This window comes from Lactobacillus sp. UMNPBX15 (assembly GCF_002553785.1).
In the GTDB taxonomy this organism is placed as follows: domain Bacteria; phylum Bacillota; class Bacilli; order Lactobacillales; family Lactobacillaceae; genus Lactobacillus; species Lactobacillus crispatus.
In genome coordinates this window covers 1-2176 of record NZ_PCYV01000064.1, presented here as the reverse complement: position 1 = coordinate 2176, position 2176 = coordinate 1, and the positions used below count along the sequence as shown (strand labels likewise).

The 2176-nt window shown below is 39.8% G+C and carries 4 protein-coding genes; all 4 read left to right on the top strand.

What is annotated here, in order from left to right; genetic code table 11:
- A partial coding sequence (locus CP366_RS10835) for a hypothetical protein (protein WP_219350138.1) occupies nucleotides 1–223 on the top strand: 223 nt, incomplete at its 5' end.
- Nucleotides 220–567 carry an IS66 family insertion sequence element accessory protein TnpB gene (gene tnpB / locus CP366_RS10265; RefSeq protein ID WP_089148042.1) on the top strand — a complete coding sequence of 116 codons (348 nt, stop codon included), beginning with the start codon at nucleotides 220–222 and terminating at the stop codon, nucleotides 565–567. The genes CP366_RS10835 and tnpB, both read left to right, overlap by 4 nt.
- 64 nt (nucleotides 568–631) lie before the next feature.
- Nucleotides 632–862: a transposase gene (locus CP366_RS10260; RefSeq protein ID WP_005725993.1), complete on the top strand. Its 231-nt coding sequence runs from the start codon at nucleotides 632–634 to the stop codon at nucleotides 860–862.
- Nucleotides 816–2144: an IS66 family transposase gene (locus CP366_RS10255; protein WP_219349954.1), complete on the top strand. Its 1329-nt coding sequence runs from the start codon at nucleotides 816–818 to the stop codon at nucleotides 2142–2144. Before CP366_RS10260 ends, CP366_RS10255 begins: the two co-directional genes overlap by 47 nt.
- The last annotated feature ends 32 nt before the right edge of the window (nucleotides 2145–2176 follow it).

The window sequence follows — 2176 nt, the reverse complement described above, 5'->3', positions numbered from 1 at the left end:
ATTTTTCAGGTATTCTAATCTCATCAATTTAATGGAGGTTAAGAATATGATCGAAAAACAACAACCCATTGTGGCACTTGGCCACTCTTCTAAACCTAAGAAGGCTCGTCCACCACGCAATAATCTGTTGCTTAGTTTAAAGAAGAATGACTTAGAACTGAACTTCTACAGTAGTTTAGATACTGAAATTATGAATAAGCTGCTTGAGAAAGTCTTGCCATGATTAAGCTCAGTGACTTAGGGCAAGTCTATATCGTTTGCGGCAAGACGGATCTGCGTAAAGGCATTGATGGACTAGCAACTTTAGTCAAAGAACAGTTTGAACTTGATCCTTTTAGCGGCAAAGTCTTCCTCTTTTGCGGCGGAAGCAAGGACCGCTTCAAAGCCCTTTATTGGGACGGACAAGGTTTTTGGCTGTTATACAAAAGATTTGAAAATGGAAAATTGAACTGGCCCAGGAATCAAAATGAAGTTCAAGCTTTATCTTTTGAGCAGGTCGACTGGCTAATGAAGGGCTTCGCAATCAATCCAAAAATAAAGAACACGAAAGCGTGCGAATTCTACTAACACTTGACATCGCACGCTTTTTTGATATTCTTTTAACTAATAAATTTAGGAGGAAGTTTAACTCATGTCACAAGAAAATTTGGAAAAGATTATTGCACAACAAGCAACTACTATTCAAAACTTAACTGATGAAATCAAGCTCCTCCGTGAACAAGTGGCTTACTTAACGCAAAAACGTTATGGCAAATCTTCAGAACAAATGCCTTTAAATGGACAAACAAGTCTCTTTGATGAACCTGATGCTCAAGATGACGGAGAACGTCCCCGACGCCGCCGTTCAGACTATTACTTATAAAAGACAAGCTCACAAACGAAAGCGTGCTGACTTACTAGCTGCCCTTCCAGCTGAAGAGGTTCACCATGAATTAGGCGACAAGCATTGTCCTGATTGTCATCATGAGCTGATTGAGATAGGCAAGCAGTCAGTTCGCCAAGAATTATTGTTTATCCCAGCTCAACTTAAAAGGCTAGACCATATCCAACATGCTTACAAATGTAAATATTGCAGTCAAAGAAATTATAGCGACAAGATCATTAAAGCTGCAGTACCTAAAGCTCCCCTAAACCATGGTCTAGGTTCAGCTTCACTCATCGCTCATTCACTCTATCAAAAATATGAAATGAAGGTGCCGGACTATCGCCAAGAAAGCGACTGGAAGAAGATGGGACTAAAAGTTTCAAGACAGATGTTAAATTATTGGGATTTGAAAAGCAGTCAATACTACTTTAAACCAGTGTATGATCTGCTTAAGCAAAAGCTGTTAATGCGGCCAATTTTACATGCCGATGAAACTTATTACACAGTCTTAGAAAGTAAAACAATCAAGACTTACTATTGGGTCTTCCTTTCAGGCAAACATGATCAATACGGGATTACACTCTATCATCATGATCCTTCCCGGAGTGGCAAGGTTGCCTTAAACTTTTTAGGAAACTATCCCGGTTATTTGCACTGTGATATGTGGCAGGCTTATGAGCAATTGCCGAAAGCAACTTTAGTTGGCTGCTGGGCTCATGTTAGAAGAAAGTTTCACGAAGCCGTACCACAACAGGCTTCTGGAAAGTCCCTTGCCCAAAAAGGACTCAACTACTGCAATCGCATGTTTTACTTAGAACAAACCTGGGAGAATTTGAGCAAACAAGAACGTTACCAGCTAAGACAAGCAAAGCTCAAGCCTCTGATGCAAGAGTTCTTCAACTGGTGTGAGAAAAATAAAATCACCGTTTTGCCAGGCTCTAAATTGGGAAGAGCCATTAATTATACCCTCAAGCATCAAGCTACTTTTGAGCATGTCTTGCTTGATGGCAATTTAGAATTATCTAACAATAAGGCCGAACGCGCTGTAAAATCACTCGTCATGGGCCGGAAGAATTGGTTATTTTCTCAAAGTTTTGAGGGTGCTACTGCAAGTGGCTTTATTCTAAGCTTAATTGAAACTGCCAAGAGAAATGGCCTTGATCCTGAAAAGTACTTGAATTATTTGCTTCAGAAATTACCGAATGAAGAGATTCTGGATTCGGAAACCCTTGAAGCTTATTTACCGTGGCAAGAGAAGATCCAGAAGAATTGTAAATAAAAGAACTTAAATAACCGTCTCAGTATAACAGT